The organism is Enhygromyxa salina, assembly GCF_000737335.2.
Taxonomy (GTDB): domain Bacteria; phylum Myxococcota_A; class Polyangia; order Nannocystales; family Nannocystaceae; genus Plesiocystis; species Plesiocystis salina_C.
In genome coordinates, this window is record NZ_JMCC02000015.1 from 99,463 (window position 1) to 117,459 (window position 17,997).

At 68.6% G+C, this 17,997-nt stretch carries 10 protein-coding genes; 6 read left to right on the forward strand and 4 right to left on the reverse strand.

What is annotated here, in order from left to right:
• Positions 1 to 289: 289 nt before the first annotated feature.
• Complete coding sequence (locus tag DB30_RS07955; protein WP_146658266.1) at positions 290 to 523, reverse strand: hypothetical protein; 234 nt, start codon at positions 521 to 523, stop codon at positions 290 to 292.
• Positions 524 to 701: 178 nt separating this feature from the next.
• The gene (locus tag DB30_RS07960; protein ID WP_052547445.1) at positions 702 to 1,268 is read right to left on the reverse strand and encodes a hypothetical protein; all 567 of its coding nucleotides are present in this window, start codon (positions 1,266 to 1,268) and stop codon (positions 702 to 704) included.
• 265 nt (positions 1,269 to 1,533) lie between these two features.
• Here DB30_RS07960 and DB30_RS07965 point away from each other — a divergent pair, with 265 nt between their 5' ends.
• The 3 genes from DB30_RS07965 to DB30_RS07975 all read left to right on the forward strand — a co-directional run bounded on the left by DB30_RS07965 (position 1,534) and on the right by DB30_RS07975 (position 10,253).
• Positions 1,534 to 2,847, forward strand: a complete 1,314-nt coding sequence (locus tag DB30_RS07965; RefSeq protein ID WP_052547446.1) for an APC family permease — start codon at positions 1,534 to 1,536, stop codon at positions 2,845 to 2,847.
• A gap of 78 nt (positions 2,848 to 2,925) precedes the next feature.
• The gene (locus tag DB30_RS07970) at positions 2,926 to 4,059 is read left to right on the forward strand and encodes a VWA domain-containing protein (protein ID WP_052547448.1); all 1,134 of its coding nucleotides are present in this window, start codon (positions 2,926 to 2,928) and stop codon (positions 4,057 to 4,059) included.
• Positions 4,060 to 4,376: 317 nt separating this feature from the next.
• Complete coding sequence (locus DB30_RS07975) at positions 4,377 to 10,253, forward strand: protein kinase domain-containing protein (RefSeq protein WP_165703668.1); 5,877 nt, start codon at positions 4,377 to 4,379, stop codon at positions 10,251 to 10,253.
• 154 nt (positions 10,254 to 10,407) lie between these two features.
• Here DB30_RS07975 and DB30_RS07980 read toward each other — a convergent pair whose 3' ends face one another.
• Positions 10,408 to 11,235, reverse strand: a complete 828-nt coding sequence (locus tag DB30_RS07980; RefSeq protein ID WP_052547452.1) for a hypothetical protein — start codon at positions 11,233 to 11,235, stop codon at positions 10,408 to 10,410.
• Entirely contained in the window at positions 11,235 to 13,544 is a 2,310-nt protein-coding gene (locus tag DB30_RS07985; RefSeq protein WP_205632936.1) for a bifunctional salicylyl-CoA 5-hydroxylase/oxidoreductase, read from the reverse strand. The genes DB30_RS07980 and DB30_RS07985 overlap by 1 nt, the downstream gene beginning before the upstream one ends.
• A gap of 260 nt (positions 13,545 to 13,804) precedes the next feature.
• Between DB30_RS07985 and DB30_RS07990 the strand changes: the two genes are divergently transcribed.
• The 3 genes from DB30_RS07990 (at position 13,805) to DB30_RS08000 (ending at position 17,893) form a co-directional block, all read left to right on the forward strand.
• Complete coding sequence (locus DB30_RS07990; RefSeq protein ID WP_052547453.1) at positions 13,805 to 16,540, forward strand: spermidine synthase family protein; 2,736 nt, start codon at positions 13,805 to 13,807, stop codon at positions 16,538 to 16,540.
• A 19-nt stretch (positions 16,541 to 16,559) separates the two neighbouring features.
• Entirely contained in the window at positions 16,560 to 17,390 is an 831-nt protein-coding gene (locus tag DB30_RS07995; RefSeq protein WP_052547455.1) for an SseB family protein, read from the forward strand.
• A gap of 98 nt (positions 17,391 to 17,488) precedes the next feature.
• Positions 17,489 to 17,893, forward strand: a complete 405-nt coding sequence (locus DB30_RS08000; RefSeq protein WP_146658267.1) for a CBS domain-containing protein — start codon at positions 17,489 to 17,491, stop codon at positions 17,891 to 17,893.
• The last annotated feature ends 104 nt before the right edge of the window (positions 17,894 to 17,997 follow it).

Consider the following 17,997-nt stretch of genomic DNA (forward strand, 5'->3'; position numbering starts at 1 on the left):
TGCATTGCACCACGGGCTCCTAGGCCCCGCACCGACTCGGGAACCCGCGACGTGTCCAGACCGAATGCAGCCAGGGTCACGAAGCCAATGATGTGCTCAGGCTGATCGAGGGGTACGAGCACTTCGGTCAAACCAGCGCCTCGTTGAGCATTTGCGCGTGCGTGCTTCAACAACCATTGGTCGAGTGTCCGGCTGCCGCAGTCAAAGTCGGCCCGAGCATGGCTGCGCGAGATCAACTCCCAACGCACTTTCTCCGCCGGCCCCATTCGGCGCTTCCGTTCCGCCCAATCTACAATGCGAAACGAGCGGCAAATCGAGCGAGACCTGCCTCATGGACGGCCTTGGCTCGAGCGCTGATTGGAGCCGGATCCGCCAGCATTCGCAGGATCTTTGCGGCGTCCTCTTCCGTGCACTTGGACATCGCATGCATCCGCTCACCGAGGTCGTCGTGCCCCTCATCCGCAGTGGACGCCACGCCACGTGCGGTGACGTACGTCATGGAACCTTCTTTGGCGCTCGACATGAGATCTCCTGGCGTACGCAGGTTAGGGTAGGGTGAAACGTTGGGTCAACCCGGGTGGTTGTGGCGCTACACAACGGCCGCTGGTCGACTGTGAGGACCGGACGCTCGAATCGGCGCAGTCCCCGCCGCCCAGTCAGACCCAGTAGTCAGACCCAGTCGTCAGACCATCCGAGCTTGATCAACGGCGCACTGGGTTTGCGTCTGGATCGTGCTTGGGCGGTTGGAGATCGAGCTCGCGCATCAGCGACTTCATTTGCGCGTAGGCGTCGTCCATGAGCGCGCGCTCGGTTGGATCCCCTGCGTCGGCCCAGGCCGAGAGCGCGGTGAACGAACCAGTCGCGCGATTGTAGAGCTCGTATTGTTCGCGTGGGCTGAGCTTGCGGCCGCTCTCGAGCGCGGCCTCGAGATCGTGGAGCGCTTGCTTGAAACTGGCGACCGCTTCGTCGGCGTCGAGGTCACCGGGGTCGCCCTCTGGCGGCGCCTGGGGGATCGCAACTTGCTCGCCGCGAGACCGGCCGCTGGTGTGCAAGGGGCGAACAAAGCGGGGCGGGCGGGCTCGCGGTTCTTGGGCGACGCGATCGTTGTCCCGCATGCGATCGAGGCCCTCCTCGAGCTCGACCTGGGCGGGATCGGGTCGCATCGCTCGCCAGGTCAGCAGCGACGCGACCAAGACCACCACGCCGCCGCCTGCGATCAGCAGGTGGTCGACGCGAACCTTGAGGTTGCTGAGGCGGGGTGAACTCATGGCGCGTGGCGGGGCACTGGGAGGCGGACCAAGTGTGGGCCAACTCCCAAGTGTGTGAACCCTATCAGTGCTCCAGGTCAAGTGTGCGTCCAGCGGCCGATGTTTTCAGTTCGGGCGTGGGTTTCTCGCGCGCGCGCGCGGCATTCGGGGTCCAGTGTGCTCCAGTGGTCCCAAATCATTCACCTTTTCCAATTCAGCGCTTGATTCGGAGCTACGCTCGCCCGCCCGCAGACGGCGAACGACTCGCCCAGCCCGAGACCCGCTCATGAACGCATCAAAGCCGGATCACGAACCCCAGGAGGCGCTCGCCCGCGTCGTCGGAGTGCCGGGCGCCGTGCTGATGGGGCTTGGGTCGATCCTTGGCACGGGGATCTTCGTCAGCATCGGGATCGCCGCGGGCGTGGCCGGCTCCGCGGTGCTGCTCGCCGTCGCGCTGGCCGCCGTGGTCGCGCTGTTCAACGGGCTGTCCAGCGCCCAGCTCGCCGCGAACCACCCTGTCAGCGGCGGCACCTACGAATATGGGTACCGCTATTTGAACCCAGCGCTGGGGTTTAGCGCAGGGTGGATGTTTGTGTGCGCCAAGTCGGCCTCTGCGGCCACGGCGGCGCTGGGCTTTGCAGGCTATGCCCTGACGCAATTCGGCGTCACCAACGACTGGGCTCGGGTCGCGCTCGCGGTTGTTGCGGTCGCGGTATTGACGGGGATCGTCGCGGGCGGGATGCGACGATCGAATCGGGCCAACGCGATCATCGTGCTCGTGACGCTCGCCTCGCTCGTCGTGTTCGTGATCGCCGGGCTCCCGAGCGCGGTGTCGGGGTTTCGCCCGCAGCGCTTGGCCGAGCAGGCCTACGACGCGCCCTCGCTGCTGCATGCGACGGCCTTGATGTTCGTCGCGTACACGGGCTACGGCCGAATCGCCACTTTGGGAGAAGAAGTCCGCGACCCCGCGCGAAGCATCCCGCGGGCGATTGTGGTGACCTTGATCGTGAGCATGGGGCTGTATGTCGCGGTCACCTTCGTCGCGGTTGGCAGCATGGGCGCGGGCGGCCTGGCCAACGCGACCCGAGCGGCCGCGGCCCCGCTCGAGGTCGCGGCCCACGGGTTCGGGCTTCGCGGGGTGTCGGTGCTGATCGGGATCGGCGCTGTCACGGCAATGCTCGGCGTGCTGCTGAATCTGCTGCTTGGGCTGTCGCGCGTGTTGCTTGCGATGGCGCGCCGCGGTGACATGCCCAGCGCCCTCGCGCGCGTGGACTCGCAGCACAGCTCTCCGCGGCGGGCCGTAATTGTGACCGGGGCGATCATTGCAGCGATCACCTTGGTCGGCAGCGTCCAGCTTGCATGGTCGTTCAGCGCGTTCACGGTGCTGGTCTACTACGCGCTCACGAACCTGGCCGCGCTGCAGCTGCCTGCGGATCAGCGCCGCTACCCGCGGTGGGTCGCCGCCGCGGGCTTGCTGTCCTGCCTTGGCCTCGCGTTCTGGGTGGAACCAATGATCTGGGCGACCGGGCTTGGGCTGATCGCGGCGGGTCTGGTCTGGCACGCGATCGCGCGCCGCCGCGCAAGCCACTCGCGTGAGTGAGACCCACGTTGTCACGCCTGTGATCCGCGGCGCAAAAATCGTCGCCCGAACCCGGCCGGCATGTTGGTATGCTGGCGCATGCGCAAGTTTGTCCTTGGTCTCGCCGGATTGTCCGCGTTCTTCGCTGGTCTGACGCTGGAGGGCTGCAAAGCGCCCTGCGAGGTCGGGGCCGAGAGCTGCGAGTGCACGGGCGGGGGTGTCTGCGATCCGGGCCTGACCTGCCTCAGCGGTCTGTGTGTGAACGCGGGGCCCAACCCCAACGAGCAGAGCAGCAACGACGAGACCACGAACAGCGGCAACACGATGAACCCCGGCGACGGCGACGGCGACGACGATCCGACCGGCGATGGCGACGGCGACGACACCAAGCTCGACGCGCTCGACGGCGAGACCGGTGGACCGTGCGTCGACACGGGCTGCAAGAAGGTCGACATGCTGTTTGCGATGGACGGCTCGCTCTCGATGATCGAAGAGATCAACGCGCTCAAGGCTGGGCAAGCGTTCTTGTCGATCGTCAACACGCTCGAAGACCTGAACTGCGGGGGCATCGACTATCGAATTGGTGTGACGGGCGACAACGACAATGGCTGGGTGGTCCCCAACAACTGGGCGGACCCCAACCCGTGGTTCGACAGCGGTACGTACACGCCAGCGCAGATGTCCGTGCACTTTCAGGCGGCGGCGACCAAGGTTGGCAACAGCGGTGGGGCCTCGCTCGGGTGTGAACACGTGCTGACCACTGCCGTGAACCTGATCGGCGGCGACGCCAGCGGGTTCTTGCGCGACGACGCGCTGCTGGTGATGGTGCTGATGAGCGACGTCGACGACTACGGCTGGTACGACCAAGTCAACGGCCACAGCTGCGGGGACTTTTTCGAGGGCTGCAACGTGGCGGGGCAGCCGGTCCCAACGCTCTACGACACACTCGTTGCGCTCAAGGGCGGCGACCCAGCAGGGGTCTCGGCGATCGTGATTGCGGGGGACCCAACAGTCAACGCAGGCATCAACGCGTGTAGCCAACCACTGAGCTGTGGGGGGGCGGTCGAGGCGTATCACGCCGACCGGCTCTACGAGTTCGCGGACATCCAAGCGGGCACGAACGGCTTCGCGGCGGAGATCTGCGACGGACCCATGGCCGTCCCAGATGCCGTCAATACGGCCCTCCACGACAACATCGATCTCGCGTGTCAGGAGTTTCAGCCCGAGGGCTGAGAGCTCCGAACGATCGCCGCGCGCGAGCTCGAGTTCCCAGGTGACACCACCATCCTCGGCGAGATCGCCAAGGCGCTGATCGCCGGGAGCTACGAGACCACGATCTGGGGGCAAGCCTCGACCTGGCGGGCTGGCGGGCTGGCAGGCGGTGCACTTTGACGCGAGCCTGTACCCGCGGCTCAATCGCGTTTGGCCCCGATCACCTTCCCGCGCTCTTGAACGGAGCGCGCGGTTCACGTGTCGCACGTGCGCCGTTCGCGAGATCACGGGCGCGAGACGACGCGATGCATTGCACCACGGGCTGCTAGGCTCGCATGATGCCCCTCGACGCGATCCGCGTGACGGAGACGCTGAGCGAGTCATCGCGCAGCGTCGTCGTGCGCGGCGTCGACGAAGATGGTCGCGCGGTCGTCATCAAGCGACCGCACGCGGCGCTGCCACTCGCGGAATGTCGCCCGCGCTTTCTCAATGAGCGGATGATCTACGAGCAGGTCGAGTCGTCGCGTGCGCTGCGGCTGCGCTCGTTCATCGACCAGGGTGACGAGCTCGCCCTCGTCTTCGATGATCCGGGCTGTCGTTCGCTCCCGGCCCACGCGCGGCAGCGTCCGCTCAGCGTACTCGACACCCTCGAGGTCACGCTTGGCATCCTCGACGCGCTGGTCGGGCTGCACCGCGCCCATGTCGTTCACCGAGACGTCAAGCCCGACAACGTGTTGGTCGACGCCTCGCTCTCGCGGATCTTGTTGATCGACTTCGGCATCGCGTCGGTCGTCGAGCGGGCCACGGGCATCGCCAGCAAGCGCGGGCGGCTGGAGGGCACCCTCGAATTCATCGCGCCCGAGCTCACGGGCCGGGTCAACCGCGGCGCCGACTATCGCAGCGACTATTACTGCCTCGGCGCGACCATGTATTGGATGCTCGCCGGCGAGTCCCCGTTTGGTCGGCTCGAGCTGTCCGAGCTCGTTCACGCCCACATCGCGCGGGTGCCCGAGCGACTCGACGTCCGCAATCCAGCGATTCCACGGCCCGTCGCCAGCATTGTCGCCAAGCTGCTGGCCAAGTCACCGGACGAGCGCTACCAGGGCGCGTTTGGTCTGCGCCGCGACCTCGAGCGCTGCATGGAAGCGCTCGCGCGCGATGAACCACTCCATGATTTCGCGCTCGCGGTGCTCGACCCTTCGGAGCGGCTCACGCTGACGCGCCGGGCCTACGGGCGCTCGCGCGAGCTCGACGCGCTGGAGTCCGCGCGTGAGCGGAGCCGCAGCTCGCCGCAGTTGGTCGTGGTCTCGGGCCCTGCTGGCTGTGGCAGGACCACGCTCGTAGAGGAGTTTCGCGCCAGCGTCGAGGCGTCGGGCGAGCAGGTTCAGTTCATGCAGCACAAGCTCGAGGCCGCGCGCGGCGAGCCGATGGCGGCGATCAAGAACACGCTGTCGAGGCTGCTGCGCCGCTACGAGCGTGGCCCGGCCAGCTTGCGCGACGCGGTGCACCAACGCCTCCACACGCAGCTCGACGAGACCGGCGCGGCGCTGGCCGAGGTGCTGCCGGAGCTCGGGCTGATCTTGGGCCCGCGGCCCGAGCTCCCCGTCGTCGACCCGGGGGCAGCGCGCACCCGATTCTGGGCCAGCGTCGGGCGCTACGCCAGCGCGCTGCTGCTACCCGACCACGAGTACATCCTGTTCATCGATGATCTGCAGTGGGCCGACGAAGCCAGCCGGCATCTGGTCGAACACTTGCTCGCCGGTGACCAGCGCGTGCTCGTGATCGTCACCGTGCCCGACGATGACGCCGGCCTCGACGAGGTCCACGCGTGGCTGCACAACCTGCCAGGCACCCGCCAAACCCTCGAGCTCGGCCCGCTCGGCGAGGGGTCGCTGCGCGAGTGGGCCCAGGCGCTGCTCGGCGACGCAGCCGAGGCGTCCGCGTTCGCCCAGCTGTTGCTCGAGCGGACCCGCGGGATCCCATTGTTCGTCGAGCAGACTGTCGTCGCGCTCCACGACGCGGGCGCGATCTCGATCGACCACGCGACCGGGTGCTGGACCGTCGACCTCACCCGCGCGCGCGCGCAGCAAGCCTCGGGCGACGTCGTCGAATTCCTGGTTGGGCGTCTGCGGGAGCTCCCGCCCAAAGCGCTGAACCTGCTCGGTCTCGCGGCGCACGTCGGCGTCCACTTTGATCTACCCACGCTCGCCAGCCTCGCCAACGTCACCGAGGCCGATCTGGCGACGTCGCTCTACGAGGCGAGCGCCGCCGGGTTCCTGCTCGAGAACTACCGTGCCAGCGCCCCCACCTTCACCTTTGTCCATGAACGGATCCGCCACGCGGCCGCGCACAGCTGCACCGAAGACCCCGCGCAGCTCCACCTCGCCCTGGCCCAACGGATGCTCGAGTCCGATCCCGCCACGCAGGATCCCGAGATCATCCATGTGCTCGCCAGTCACGTCGCGAACACCTGCGAGCTGATCACAGACCCCGACGAGCGCCAGCGGTTCGCCGAGATGTGTATCCGCGCGGCCAAGCACGCGCGCGCGGCCGCGACCTTTGTCAACGCCGCGCTCCACTACGAGACCGCCACCCGCCTGCTCGACGACGACACCAGCCACGAGTTGCTGTTCGACTCGCTGCTGGCCCTCGCCGAGTGCCGCTTCATGGCCGGCGATACCAAGCGTGGCGCCCAGGCCTACCGAGCGCTCGACGAGCTCGCTCGCTCCCGCCTCGAGCGAGCGCGGGTGCTGCTCAGCCGCGAGCAGCTGCTCATGATCGGCGAGGACATCGAGTCCTGTCTGAACATCTTGGTCGAGGCCGCGGCCCTGTTCGAGCTGGACCTGCGCGGCGGCGGCTCGCCCGAGTGGGTCGGCGCGCTCATGCAGCGCGTGCTCGCCAGCCTCGCGCAACGCAGCTCCGCGTCGCTCATGGAGCTGCCCCTGATCCGCGCGCCCGAGCTCGAGGTCTTGCTCGCGCTGCTGCTGGCCGCGACCAAGCCAGCCTACGTGTCCGGGGATCTCGGCTTGATGACGGCGCTCACGCTGACGATCATCGAGACCTCGCTCGAGCACGGGTGCAGCGACGCGTCCGCGACGGCGTTCATGCAGCTCGCTTTGCTGTGCGCCTCGGCGCTCGAGGACTTCGATGCTGCCCGGCGTTACTCCGCGATCGCGTTCGCGCTGTTCGACCGGTTCCCTTCGAGCGTGCTGGGCAGCTTCGCCGCGATGACCTACGCGGTGACCGTACAGCCCTGGATCGCGCCGGTTGGCCCGGACAATTCGGCGCTGCGCGAGCAGTTTCACGAGCTGCGCAACGCGGGGATGCTGACCGACGCCGGCTACGCGATCAACACGCTGTCCTCACTCGCGCTGCTGCTTGGGGCCCCGCTCGAGACCACGCTGCAAGACGCACGGCTGGGGGCGGGCTTCTCCGGCCAGACCGGCGCGAGGTCGATCGCCGTCGTGATGGCCACGGCCGCGGACGCCTGCTGTGCGCTGATGGACCACGAGCCTGGCGCGGGGCTGCGTGCGCGGGGCGAGGACGCCGCTGCGGTCGAGCTCCACCCCACAGACACCTACCAGTCTTGTCTGCACGCCGCGTTCGTGGCCTGGATGCTGCGCGACGACGAAGCCCTCGCGCAGGCGATCGCGGCAGGCCGGCCCGCTCGAATCGCCGGCACCGGGCTGTTCTCGACCGGCCTGTTCGACGTGCTCGATTCGATGCTCGCGTGTGCCGGCTACGCCGATCTCGACGACGACCGCCGCCGCGAGCTCGCGGCCACGCTCGACGCACGCTTCGCTCAGCTCGCGCGCTGGGAGGCGAGCTCCCCCACCAACGCGGCGCCGCTTCGCTCGTTGCTCGCTGGTGCGTGGGCGCAGGCGCGCGGCCAGCTCGACGAGGCGTTCTCGCACTTCGACGCCGCAGCCAACGCCGCCGCCAACGCTGGGTGGGTGAGCATCGAGGCCCGCGCGAACGAGCACGCCGCCGACGTGCTCGTCGCCCGCGATCAACCCAAGCTCGCCGTCGGCTACTTCGAGCATGCCCGACGCTGCTACGCCCGCTGGGGAGCCAGGGCGGCGGTGCGGCGGCTCGGCGAAGGCCCCCTGTCGAATCGCGAGGCCCCCCGCACCAAGCCCGCGTCGTCGCACACCTCATCGAGCGACACCCAGCTCACCCTCGACATCAGCGCGCTGGTCAAGATGGCCGAGACGATGTCCAAAGTGACAAGCGTCGAGGATGTCGTGATCGCGCTGCTCGACGGGACCGTGAAGAACGCGGGGGCCGATCGCGGCGTGCTGCTGCTCGATGACGAGGGCGGCCTGCACGTCGCTGGTGTGTTCGAGCGCAACAGCAGCGGCGCGCGACACGTCGACGCGGTCCCGCTCGCCGATGCCAGCGACCAGCTCGCGGAGTCGCTGATCAACGAGGCCGCCAGCGGCACCGAGCCGATCGTCGTGGATGACGGGCCGCTCGACGAGCGGGTCGCCCATGATCCTTGGGTCGTGGCGAGCCGCCCCCGCTCGCTGCTCGCGCTGCCGATCGTCAAGCAAGAGCGTCACGTCGGCGTGCTCTACCTCGAGAACAGCATGCTCAGCGCCGTGTTCTCTGCGCTCGACCTGCAGATCCTGATGACGCTCGCGCGACAAGCCGCGATCGCCCTCGACAACGCGCGCTTGTTCGATGCCCTGCGCGAGCGCGAGGCCCGGTGGCGCTCACTCGTCGACAACGCCCCCGACTTCATCGCGATCGTCGATCGTGACCACCGCTTCGAGTTCGTCAACCGCTTGGACCATGGCCTCGACGCCACGCACGTGCTCGGGATGACCGCCGAGCAGTTTCTCGACCCGAGCCACGCCAACGTCACGCGCGCAGCGATCGACAGGGTCCTCGCCCACGGGACCCACGAGTTCTACGAGGCCCGGGTCTCGACGCCATCAGGGGTCCGGCACCTGTCGACCAGGCTTGGCCCGATCAAGCGTGGCGACGTCATTGACCGGGTCACGCTGATCACGGCCGACCGCACCCACCAACACCAACTCGAGGAGCAGCTTCGCCAAGCCCAAAAGATGCAGGCGATCGGGACCCTCGCTGGCGGTGTCGCCCACGACTTCAACAACTTGCTGACCGTCGTGCTTGGCGCCTGCGAGCTCGCGATGATGCAGCTCGACGATCCCGGTGAGGTCGAGATCTCGCTGGTGGACATCCGCGACGCGGCCGAGCGCGCCGCGAACCTGACCCGGCAGCTGCTGGCCTTCAGCCGCCGCCAGGTGCTCAAGCCCAGGCGCGTCGATCTCAACGCCCTCGTCACCGACATCGCCAAGCTCTTGCGCCGCCTGATCGGCGAGAACATCGAGCTGCGACTCGAGCTAGCCACGACCGGCGCTTGGGTCCACGTCGATCCCAGCCAGCTCGAGCAAGTCCTGATGAACCTCGTGGTCAACGCCCGCGACGCGATGCCCGACGGCGGCGCGCTGGCGGTCCGCACCCGCCGCTCGCAGATCGACGCCGGTGAGCCGCAAGCCCCGCACGCGGTCGAGCCTGGCACCTACGTGATCTTGGAGGTCGAAGACGACGGGCTCGGTATCGCCGCTGATCAGCTCGGGCGGATCTTCGAGCCCTTCTTCACGACCAAGCCCGCCGGCTCCGGCACGGGCCTGGGGCTCTCGACCGTGCTCGGCATCGTCGAGCAGAGCGGGGGCAGCTTGTTCGTCGACAGCGAGCCAGGACGCGGCACCCAGTTTTGCATCTACCTGCCCTTCGGCGACGGGACCTCAGAGCAGCCAACGCTCGCCGTGCCAGCCCCGATCAACGAAGTCTCGAGCCGCAAGGTCATCCTCGTCGTCGAGGACGAGGCCACCGTTCGCAGCCTGACCGCGCGCATGCTCCGTGGCCTTGGCTACGAGGTCATGGTCGCGAGCAACGGCGACGAGGCCGAGGTCGTCGCCGCCCAGGCTGACGCGATTGATCTGCTGCTCGTCGACGTGGTCATGCCCGGCGCCAACGGCCGCGAGCTCGCCGATCGCATCGTCAACCAATGGCCGAACATGAAGGTGCTCTACATGTCGGGCTATACGGATGACGCGATCGTGCGCCATGGCGTGCTCGATGGCACGCGGGCGTTCTTGCAAAAGCCCTTCTCACGCCAGTCGCTCGCCCACGCCATCGCCGCGGCGCTGCGCAACGCAACGCTCGAGCGCCAGCCCGAAGGCTGAGAACCCGGTCGTGGGTCACTCGTCCACAGCTCGTGGGCCTCGAGACTGGCGAGCGCAGACGCCCAGGCTTGCTCGGTGTGGTCGGGCAAGAAGTGCACGCGACAGCCCTCCACGTCGTCGATCTCCATGTGCGAGCTCCTGTGCGAGTTCAGAGTCACTCGATCACAAACGACTCTTTGTACGTCAGCAGCTGGGCCCCGACCATGTCGCGGATCCGCAGCTCCAACTGGTAGCGGCCAGGCCCCGGCACCGCCACGCTGCCCGTGATACGCCCGCCGCCGCTGCCCGCCTCGGCCTGGGGAAACCGAACATCGTCATCCTCGGTCTGCCGATACACTTCATTGCCCTCCGCGTCGCGCACGGTCTTCGCAATCATCACGTGATGCTCGCGCAGCAACGCCTCGAGGCCCTCGAGCGCCAAGTCGTACGAGATGTTGGCGGGATCGAGCGGCGCCGTGATTGGCTTTCCCTTGGGACCGAGGTAGCGAAACTCGGCGACCCGCAGCGAGCCGGCTGCGGCCACGGCGGCCTGATCCACGAAGTCGCGCCACTGCGCGGCGTCGAACACGAAGCCCTCGAGCTTGCCGCCAACTGCGGTCACGCTCAGGCCCAGCTGCTCGCGCCCAAACCGAACCACATAGCGGCGCTCCACCCCACCCGCGACCGCGTGCTCGGACTCGAGCTCGAGCGACTCGACGGCGCCGAGCCACTCGAGCGTCGCGGTGATCACCTCGAGCTCGCTCGCGCCGCGCCGCCCGAGATCCCCCGCGAGCGTCGCGGTGCACTGCGCCCGCGCAGCCTGCAGATCCCCAGCCCGAAGGTTGGCGAGCAGATCTTGGGTCAGCTGATCCGTGGGGTCGTCCTGCGCAGCCGCGGGCGCGTGGGTTGGGCCGCCCCGCTCACACGCGGCAACGTTGAGCAGGCTCAGCAGGCTCAGCCCAAGCACCAGGGCGAGCCACGGCGATGCGATCCCCCGCGACATCACTTGTCCGGCCCGTGTCCATGCTGCGCCGCGACCAGATCCGCCGACGACATCCCAGCCCGATATTGCTCCGCCCACGGCACGTTGCGGTGCCAGCCCTGCTCCGCCGCCGCGTGCAAGGTCAAGTACGGGTCATACAAGTGCGGCCGAGCCAGCGCGCACAGATCCGCGCGGCCCGAGACGATGATCGTATTGATGTGATCCCAGCCCTGAATGTTGCCAACCGCCATGGTTGCGACCGTGCGCAGCTCGTTGCGGATCCGATCCGAGAACGGCGTCTGAAACATGCGCCCGTAGACTGGCTTGGCGCCCGGGTGGGTTTGACCGGCCGACACGTCGATCAGGTCACAGCCGTGCTCGTGGAACATGCGGGCGACCGTGACGGCGTCGGAATCGGACAGGCCCTCGGGCGACCAGTCGGTGGCCGAGATCCGCACGGACATCGGCTTGGTGCTGGGCCAGACCTCGCGGCACGCGTCGAACACCTCGAGCGGAAACCGCATACGACCGGCGAGCTTGCCCCCGTACTCGTCGGCGCGCGTGTTTGTCAGCGGCGAGATGAAGCTAGACAGCAAGTAGCCGTGGGCTGCGTGGATCTCGATCAGGTCAAACCCAGCCGCGAGCGCGTGCTTGGCCGCGCGCACGAACTGCTCGCGGATCTCGACCATGTCGGCCCGGGTCAGCTCGCGCGGGGTCTGGGAGCTGTCGTTCCACGGGATCGGCGAGGGCGCGACGAGCTCCCACGCCTGCTCGGGCGGCAGCGGACGCCCGCCCTTGGCCAGCACCTCTGTCGCCCCCTTGCGGCCCGCGTGGGCCAGCTGAATGCCGATCTTCGCCCGGCTGTACTCGTGCACGTAGTTCACGACGCGCTTCCAGCCGTCGCTTTGCTCCTGCGTCCACAAGCCCGTGCACCCGGGGCTGATCCGGGCTTCGGCGGAGACGTCGGTCATCTCGCACATCACCAACCCCGCGCCCCCGGTGGCCCGGCTGCCAATGTGAACGAGGTGCCAATCGTTGGGCACGCCGTCGCGCGCGGAATACATGCACATGGGGCTGACCACGACGCGATTGTCGAGGGTCATGTCCTTGAGCGTGAACTTGTGAAACATCGGCGGGGGGACCGGCTCGGTGTCCGCGACCGGCTCGCCAACGTGGGCCGAGAACCACCGATCCAAGCCGTCGACGTAGGCCGAGTCGCGGATCCGCAGGTTCTCGTGGGTGACCCGCTTCGAGCGCGTCATCATGCTGACGACGAACTGCTCGGGCTCGAAGTGCTTGTAGCGCGAGATGTCCTCGAACCACTTTTGGCTGACCGACGCGGCCCGCTGCAGCTTCGAGACATCCAGCCGCCGGCCCCGCTCATAGGCGATCAACGAGTCTTCGGCGCCGCGGGTGGGGTCCTCGGTCAGGGCGGCGACCAAGTGAATCGCGTCTTCCATCGCGAGCTTGGTGCCGGACCCGATCGAGAAGTGTGCGGTGTGGGCTGCGTCGCCGATCAACACCGTGTTGCCGTGATGCCACTGCGCGCACGAGAGCGTGGGAAACGACAGCCAGCGCGAGCGGTTGCCAAGCAGCTTGGCGCCGCCGAGCTCTTCGGCGAACAGCTGCTCGCAGTAGGCGATGCTCTGGGCTTCAGTGGCCTCGTGGAGCCCAGCGTTTCGCCAGGTCCGATCATCGCACTCGACGATGAAGGTGCTGGTGTCGACGTCAAACCGATACGCGTGAACTTGGAACAGCCCGTGCTCGTTCTCGCGGATCAAGAACGTGAAGGTGTCCCACAGCTTGTCGCTGCCCAGCCAGATGAACTTCGCGGTGCCCGGGACAATCGTGGTCTTGAAGGTGTCCTCGTAGCGGGCGCGGACCCTGGAGTTGATCCCATCCGCGGCGACGACCAGCGCGCAGTCGTCAAACCGGCTCATGTCGTCGTCGATCTCGGTGTCGTACTCGATCGTGACGCCAAGCTCCTCTGCGCGCGCGGCCAAGATCTCGAGCAGCTTGACCCGGCGGATCCCCGCGAAGTCGTGGCCGCCCGAGTTGATCACGCGACCCTTGAAGTGGACATCGATCGCCTCCCACCGGGCGAACGCGTCGCGGATCGCGTTGAAGCTCTCGGCGTCGGCGTCGGCGAAGTGGCCCATGGTCTCCTCCGAGAACACGACCCCCCAGCCCCAGGTGACCCCACGCGGGTTCTTTTCGACCACGGTGATCTGCGCGGCGGGGTGGGCCTTCTTGAGCAGGATCGCGCTGTAGAGCCCCGCGGGTCCCGCTCCAATGATGCCGACTTTCGGGGGATCAGACGCTTCACTCATCGTCGCGCAGTCTGCCACGAGCCAGCGGTGATTCGGCGAGCAAATTTGGTTTGCGCGAGCGCGACACGGCGATCGTGTCAGTTGGCTCACGGGTATTGTCAGCTCGGGCGAGGGCTTCTCGCCGGCTCGCGGACACGCCCGACAGGTCGTCGCGTTCGTCATCGGGCCGCGATCGAACCCCTGGTAAGCTCGCGCCGATGGCCGGCCGAGCCCGTCGAGCACGCGGGGGACGGGCAGGTGGGCGACCTGATCGCGCGCTCATGGCCGCAGCCGCGTTCGCCGGTGCGGCCGGGCTCGCGTGTGAGACTGCGTGGACGCGGCTGCTCGCGCTGGCCCTTGGGCACGAGCAGCTGGGCGTGCTCTCGGTGCTCGCGGGGTTCTTTGGCGGGATGGCGCTCGGGGCTGGCTTGGCCCACGCGCGCGCGGACTCGCTGCGAACGCCAGCGCGAAGCTTCGCGCTGCTGCAGGTCGGCGTGGCCGTGTACGCGATCGCGTCGCCGTGGTTGCTGACGTGGTTTGGCGCGTGGCTGCCGGGCGCGCTGGGGCTGGCGGCGCCGACCTTGCTGTCGGTCGTGGCCGCGGCGGTGATCCTGGCGCCCGCGACCTTGGCGTTGGGCGCGTCGCTGCCACTGCTGGTCGCCGCACGGCGGCGCGTTGCGACGGACGATGCCCGCGGGCTCGCGCGGCTGTATGCGTTGGACACGATCGGCGCGACGGTGGGTGTGCTCGCCATGATCCACCTGCTGCTCCCGGCCCTGGGTGTCGCGCTCGCGACCGGGGCTGCGGCTGCGCTCGCGCTGGTCAGCGCCGGCTTGGCGATCCACGGCCAGCGTCGCAATGACGAGCCAGCGCCAGCCAGCCCGGTGACCCGCGAGCAGCCAGCGCGTGAGCGCGCGCGTGACCCCGACGACGGTCTGCTGCGCGAGCGCTGGATCTTGTACGTCGCGATCGGCGTGACCGGCCTGCTTGGACTTGGGCTCGAGGTCATCGGCGTGCGGGTCCTGGCCCAGGTGTTCTCGGGCACGATCTACAGCTTCGCGGATCTGCTGGCGGTGTGGCTGCTGGGCACCGGCGTGGGCGCGGGGTGTCACGCTTGGCTGTCCGCGCGGGCCCTGGGTCGGCGGCCGGCCACCGTGTTGGTCGGGCTGCTGTGGGCGTTGGCGGTGAGCGTCGCGCTCACGGCGATGCTGGCCAAGGCGGCGCCCGAGCTGCTCGCGCTGCTGGGCCCAACATCCGGCGGCTGGGGTCGACGGCAGCTGGCCGAGCTGGCGACGGCGGGGATCGTGCTGGGCCCAACGACGATCTTGATGGGCGCCTGCTTTGCGCACTTGCTCGCGCTGATCGCCGCGCCTGATCCCGACCCCACGCACACGCCAGCGGGGCCGCGACCGATCGGCCTGGCGCTGGCGATCAACGGACTCGCGGCCGCCGCTGCGCCGATCGTGGTCGGGCTGTGGGCGATGGGCTCGCTGACCTACGCCGAGGTGTGGGCTTCGATCGCGTGGGGCTACCTGCTGCTCGCCGCTGGGATCGCGTGGCTGCGTCGCCTGCCGCCCCGTGTGACCGCGCTGGGGTCGATCGTTGGTGGCCTGACCTTGCTGGGCGCGGGCGCGGGCTCGCTGGTGCTCGCCGCGGACGAGGACCCGGGCGACGCGTGGACGATCCTCGAGCGGCGCGAGGGTCCCCTGGGCGTGGTCGGTGTCAGCCGCAGCACGCAGCCCCCAGGCAGCCCTGAGCGGCCGCTGCTGCGCTTGCGTGTTGATCGGCAGTTTCGCATGGGCGGCGCGCTGAGCATCGGTGAGCGGCGCATGGGCCACGTCAGCATGCTGCTCGCGGGTCCCGAAGCTCGCGCTGCGGTGTTTCTGGGGCTTGGCACCGGGGCGACCGCGGGCGCCGGGCTGAGCTACCCGCTCACGCAGCTGACCGGCGTGGAATTGTTGCCGGAGGTGATCGAGCTGCTGCCTCACTTCGCGGCCGTCAACGCGGGCCTGGCCACGGATCCGCGCGCGCGCTTGCTGGCCGTCGACGCCCGTCGGTTCTTGCGCGCGGACCCGGGCCGCCACGATTTGATCGTCGCGGATCTGTTTCACCCTGCCCGCGATGGGGCCGGCAGCTTGTACGCCCGCGAGCAGTTCACCGCCGCGCGCGAGCGCCTGAGCACGGGTGGGTTGTTCGTGCAGTGGCTGCCGCTCTACCAGCTCGACTGGGCGTCGCTGCAGATGATCACCCAGACCTTCGTAAGCGTGTTCCCGCAGGCCCACGCGATGCTGGCGCTTTACAACGCCGAGACCCCGGCGCTGGGGTTGATCGGCAGCGACGAGGTGATCCAGATCGACCTCGCGCAGCTCGAAGCTGGGCTCGCCAATCCAGCGCGCGAGGCGGTCTATCTCGAGCTCGCGCTCACCGACCCACGCGACTTCCTGGCCGGCTACATGCTCGACCGGGCCGGCTTGCTCGAGCTCGCTGGCGACGCGCCGATCAACGACGACCTGCATCCGCGCGTCGAGCTGTGGGCACCGCGGGCCAAGCTCGGACCGCTGACTGGCGCCGACAACCTCGAGCGCTTGCTGGGTTCGCGCCGCGCGTGGCCAGACGGCTTCATGACCGACCCCGATCCGGCCAAGCTCGCCCGGTTTCGCAGCGCCACCGCGAGCTTCGCTGACGCGCTCGCGCACTACCTCGCCGGTGAGATCGCGCTGCGTCGGCAGCTCGCGGCCGCACCCTCGAGCGCACCGATGTGGACCCGCGCGCTGGCGGCCCCGTACCTCGCCGCGTACTTGCGCGAGCCCGCGTTCTTGCCGGCCCGGCCGCGCTTGTACGCCGCCGCCGAAGCGGACCCAGCCCTCGCCGAGTGGCTGCTGCCAGCGATGATCCAGCGCACCCCCGCGGAGCCCCGCGCGCACCAAGCCTGGCTGGCGCATCTGGTGCGGATCAACGACCAAGCCCGCCTCGACGCCGCGACGGCGGTGTTGCGCGAGCTCGCCACCCAGCGCTGAAATCGAGGTATGACCCAGCGTGGCAATCAGCGCTGCCCCAGCCCGCGAGCGCCTGCTCGACGCCCTCGAACAACTCGCCAACAGCCGCGCCCCCGAGGCGCGACTGGTGCTGCAGACCGGTCCGGTCTACCTGATGTGGATCGCGCGGCGGGGCGAAGATCAGCTCGAGCAAGAGAGCGTCTCCAGCACGGCCCTGCCGCCCGCCTTCAAGCTCACGACCGAGCGCGGCATGCTGCTGCGCGAGCTTGGGTTCGCCAAGCCAAGCGGCCGCCGCAACTGGAAGCGACGCCACCCGCGAGCGCGCGCGAGCTTGGTGAAGATCGCCGACGAGACCTTGGACATCCTCGCGCGGGTCTACGGCGCCGACCAAGCCATCGTGCTCTCGATCTGCGAAGACCCCCGCGAGCACCCGCAAAACCCGGCACTGCTCGCGGCGATGCGCGAGCTCGCTGGCAACAAGGGCGTCCCGGGAGGTGCAGCGCTCGCGGCGGGTGGCGGACTCGATGCCAGGCGCCGCGCCATGTACAGCAACATGCTCAACGCGACCTTCCTGGTGCCGATCAACCTCGAGCCCGACCCCGACGCGGAGGGCAGCGAGGCATTCCACGTGTTCGAGACCCACCCGAGCGGCCGCCCGACCCTGGGCGTGTTCACCGACTGGGCCTCGCTGCGCCTGTGGGAGCCGCGTGGCCACGAGTATTGGCCGATCCACGGCAGCCGGATGTTTGGGATGGCGCTCGAGCGTCGCCCCGTGACGCTGCGGATCAACCCGCAGGGTGACGTCGGCGGGGAGCTCTACGCGCACGAGGTCGAGATGCTGGTCCGCGCGGTGAAGAGCGTGCAGTCCTGAGCCGCAGTATCCGAATCTGAAAAGACTGCGCGCGCAGACACGCAGCACCGCAACGATTGCGCTTGTGGGCATACCCGGCGAATCCAACGATCCGCAGCGTGAACAACACGACCGTTGGCGATCACATGACCGCAAACCCGGTGACGATCCCCGCGGATCTGAGCCTCGCCGATGCGGCGCTCCGCATGCACGATCACGGCATTCGCCACCTCCCGGTCATTGACCAAGGCCACGTCGTCGGCATCGTCAGTGAGCGTGATCTGGCGTTGGTGATGGGCATCCCAGGTGTCGACAAAGAGCGCGTCGAGGTGACCGAGGCCATGACGGCGCACCCCTACATCGTGGAACCAAGCACACCGCTCGAGGTGGTGGTTGCGACGCTGCACGAGCGCAAGCTGGGCACCGCGGTGGTCATGGACAAGGGCGAGATCCTCGGGATCTTCAGCGTCATCGATGCCCTCGCGGCGCTGCTGATCGCGCTGCGGGGCGATCACGCGCGGTGACGGTCGGTGACGCGGGCCCCAACGCCAATTGAGAGCCCGCCAAACCGGCCAGCCACGCGCCCCGAACGACGATCCGATTCGGAACCCGATGGTGGCTCCCCCGT

What these genes read in the sequence shown, in the direction of transcription:
- DB30_RS07990 (WP_052547453.1), top strand. Translation starts at nt 13,805, where the DNA reads ATGGCCGCAGCCGCGTTCGCCGGTGCGGCCGGGCTCGCGTGTGAGACT.
- DB30_RS07960 (WP_052547445.1), bottom strand. Translation starts at nt 1,268, where the DNA reads ATGAGTTCACCCCGCCTCAGCAACCTCAAGGTTCGCGTCGACCACCTG.
- DB30_RS07955 (WP_146658266.1), bottom strand. Translation starts at nt 523, where the DNA reads ATGTCGAGCGCCAAAGAAGGTTCCATGACGTACGTCACCGCACGTGGC.
- DB30_RS07980 (WP_052547452.1), bottom strand. Translation starts at nt 11,235, where the DNA reads ATGTCGCGGGGGATCGCATCGCCGTGGCTCGCCCTGGTGCTTGGGCTG.
- DB30_RS07970 (WP_052547448.1), top strand. Translation starts at nt 2,926, where the DNA reads ATGCGCAAGTTTGTCCTTGGTCTCGCCGGATTGTCCGCGTTCTTCGCT.
- DB30_RS07965 (WP_052547446.1), top strand. Translation starts at nt 1,534, where the DNA reads ATGAACGCATCAAAGCCGGATCACGAACCCCAGGAGGCGCTCGCCCGC.
- DB30_RS07985 (WP_205632936.1), bottom strand. Translation starts at nt 13,544, where the DNA reads ATGAGTGAAGCGTCTGATCCCCCGAAAGTCGGCATCATTGGAGCGGGA.
- DB30_RS07975 (WP_165703668.1), top strand. Translation starts at nt 4,377, where the DNA reads ATGCCCCTCGACGCGATCCGCGTGACGGAGACGCTGAGCGAGTCATCG.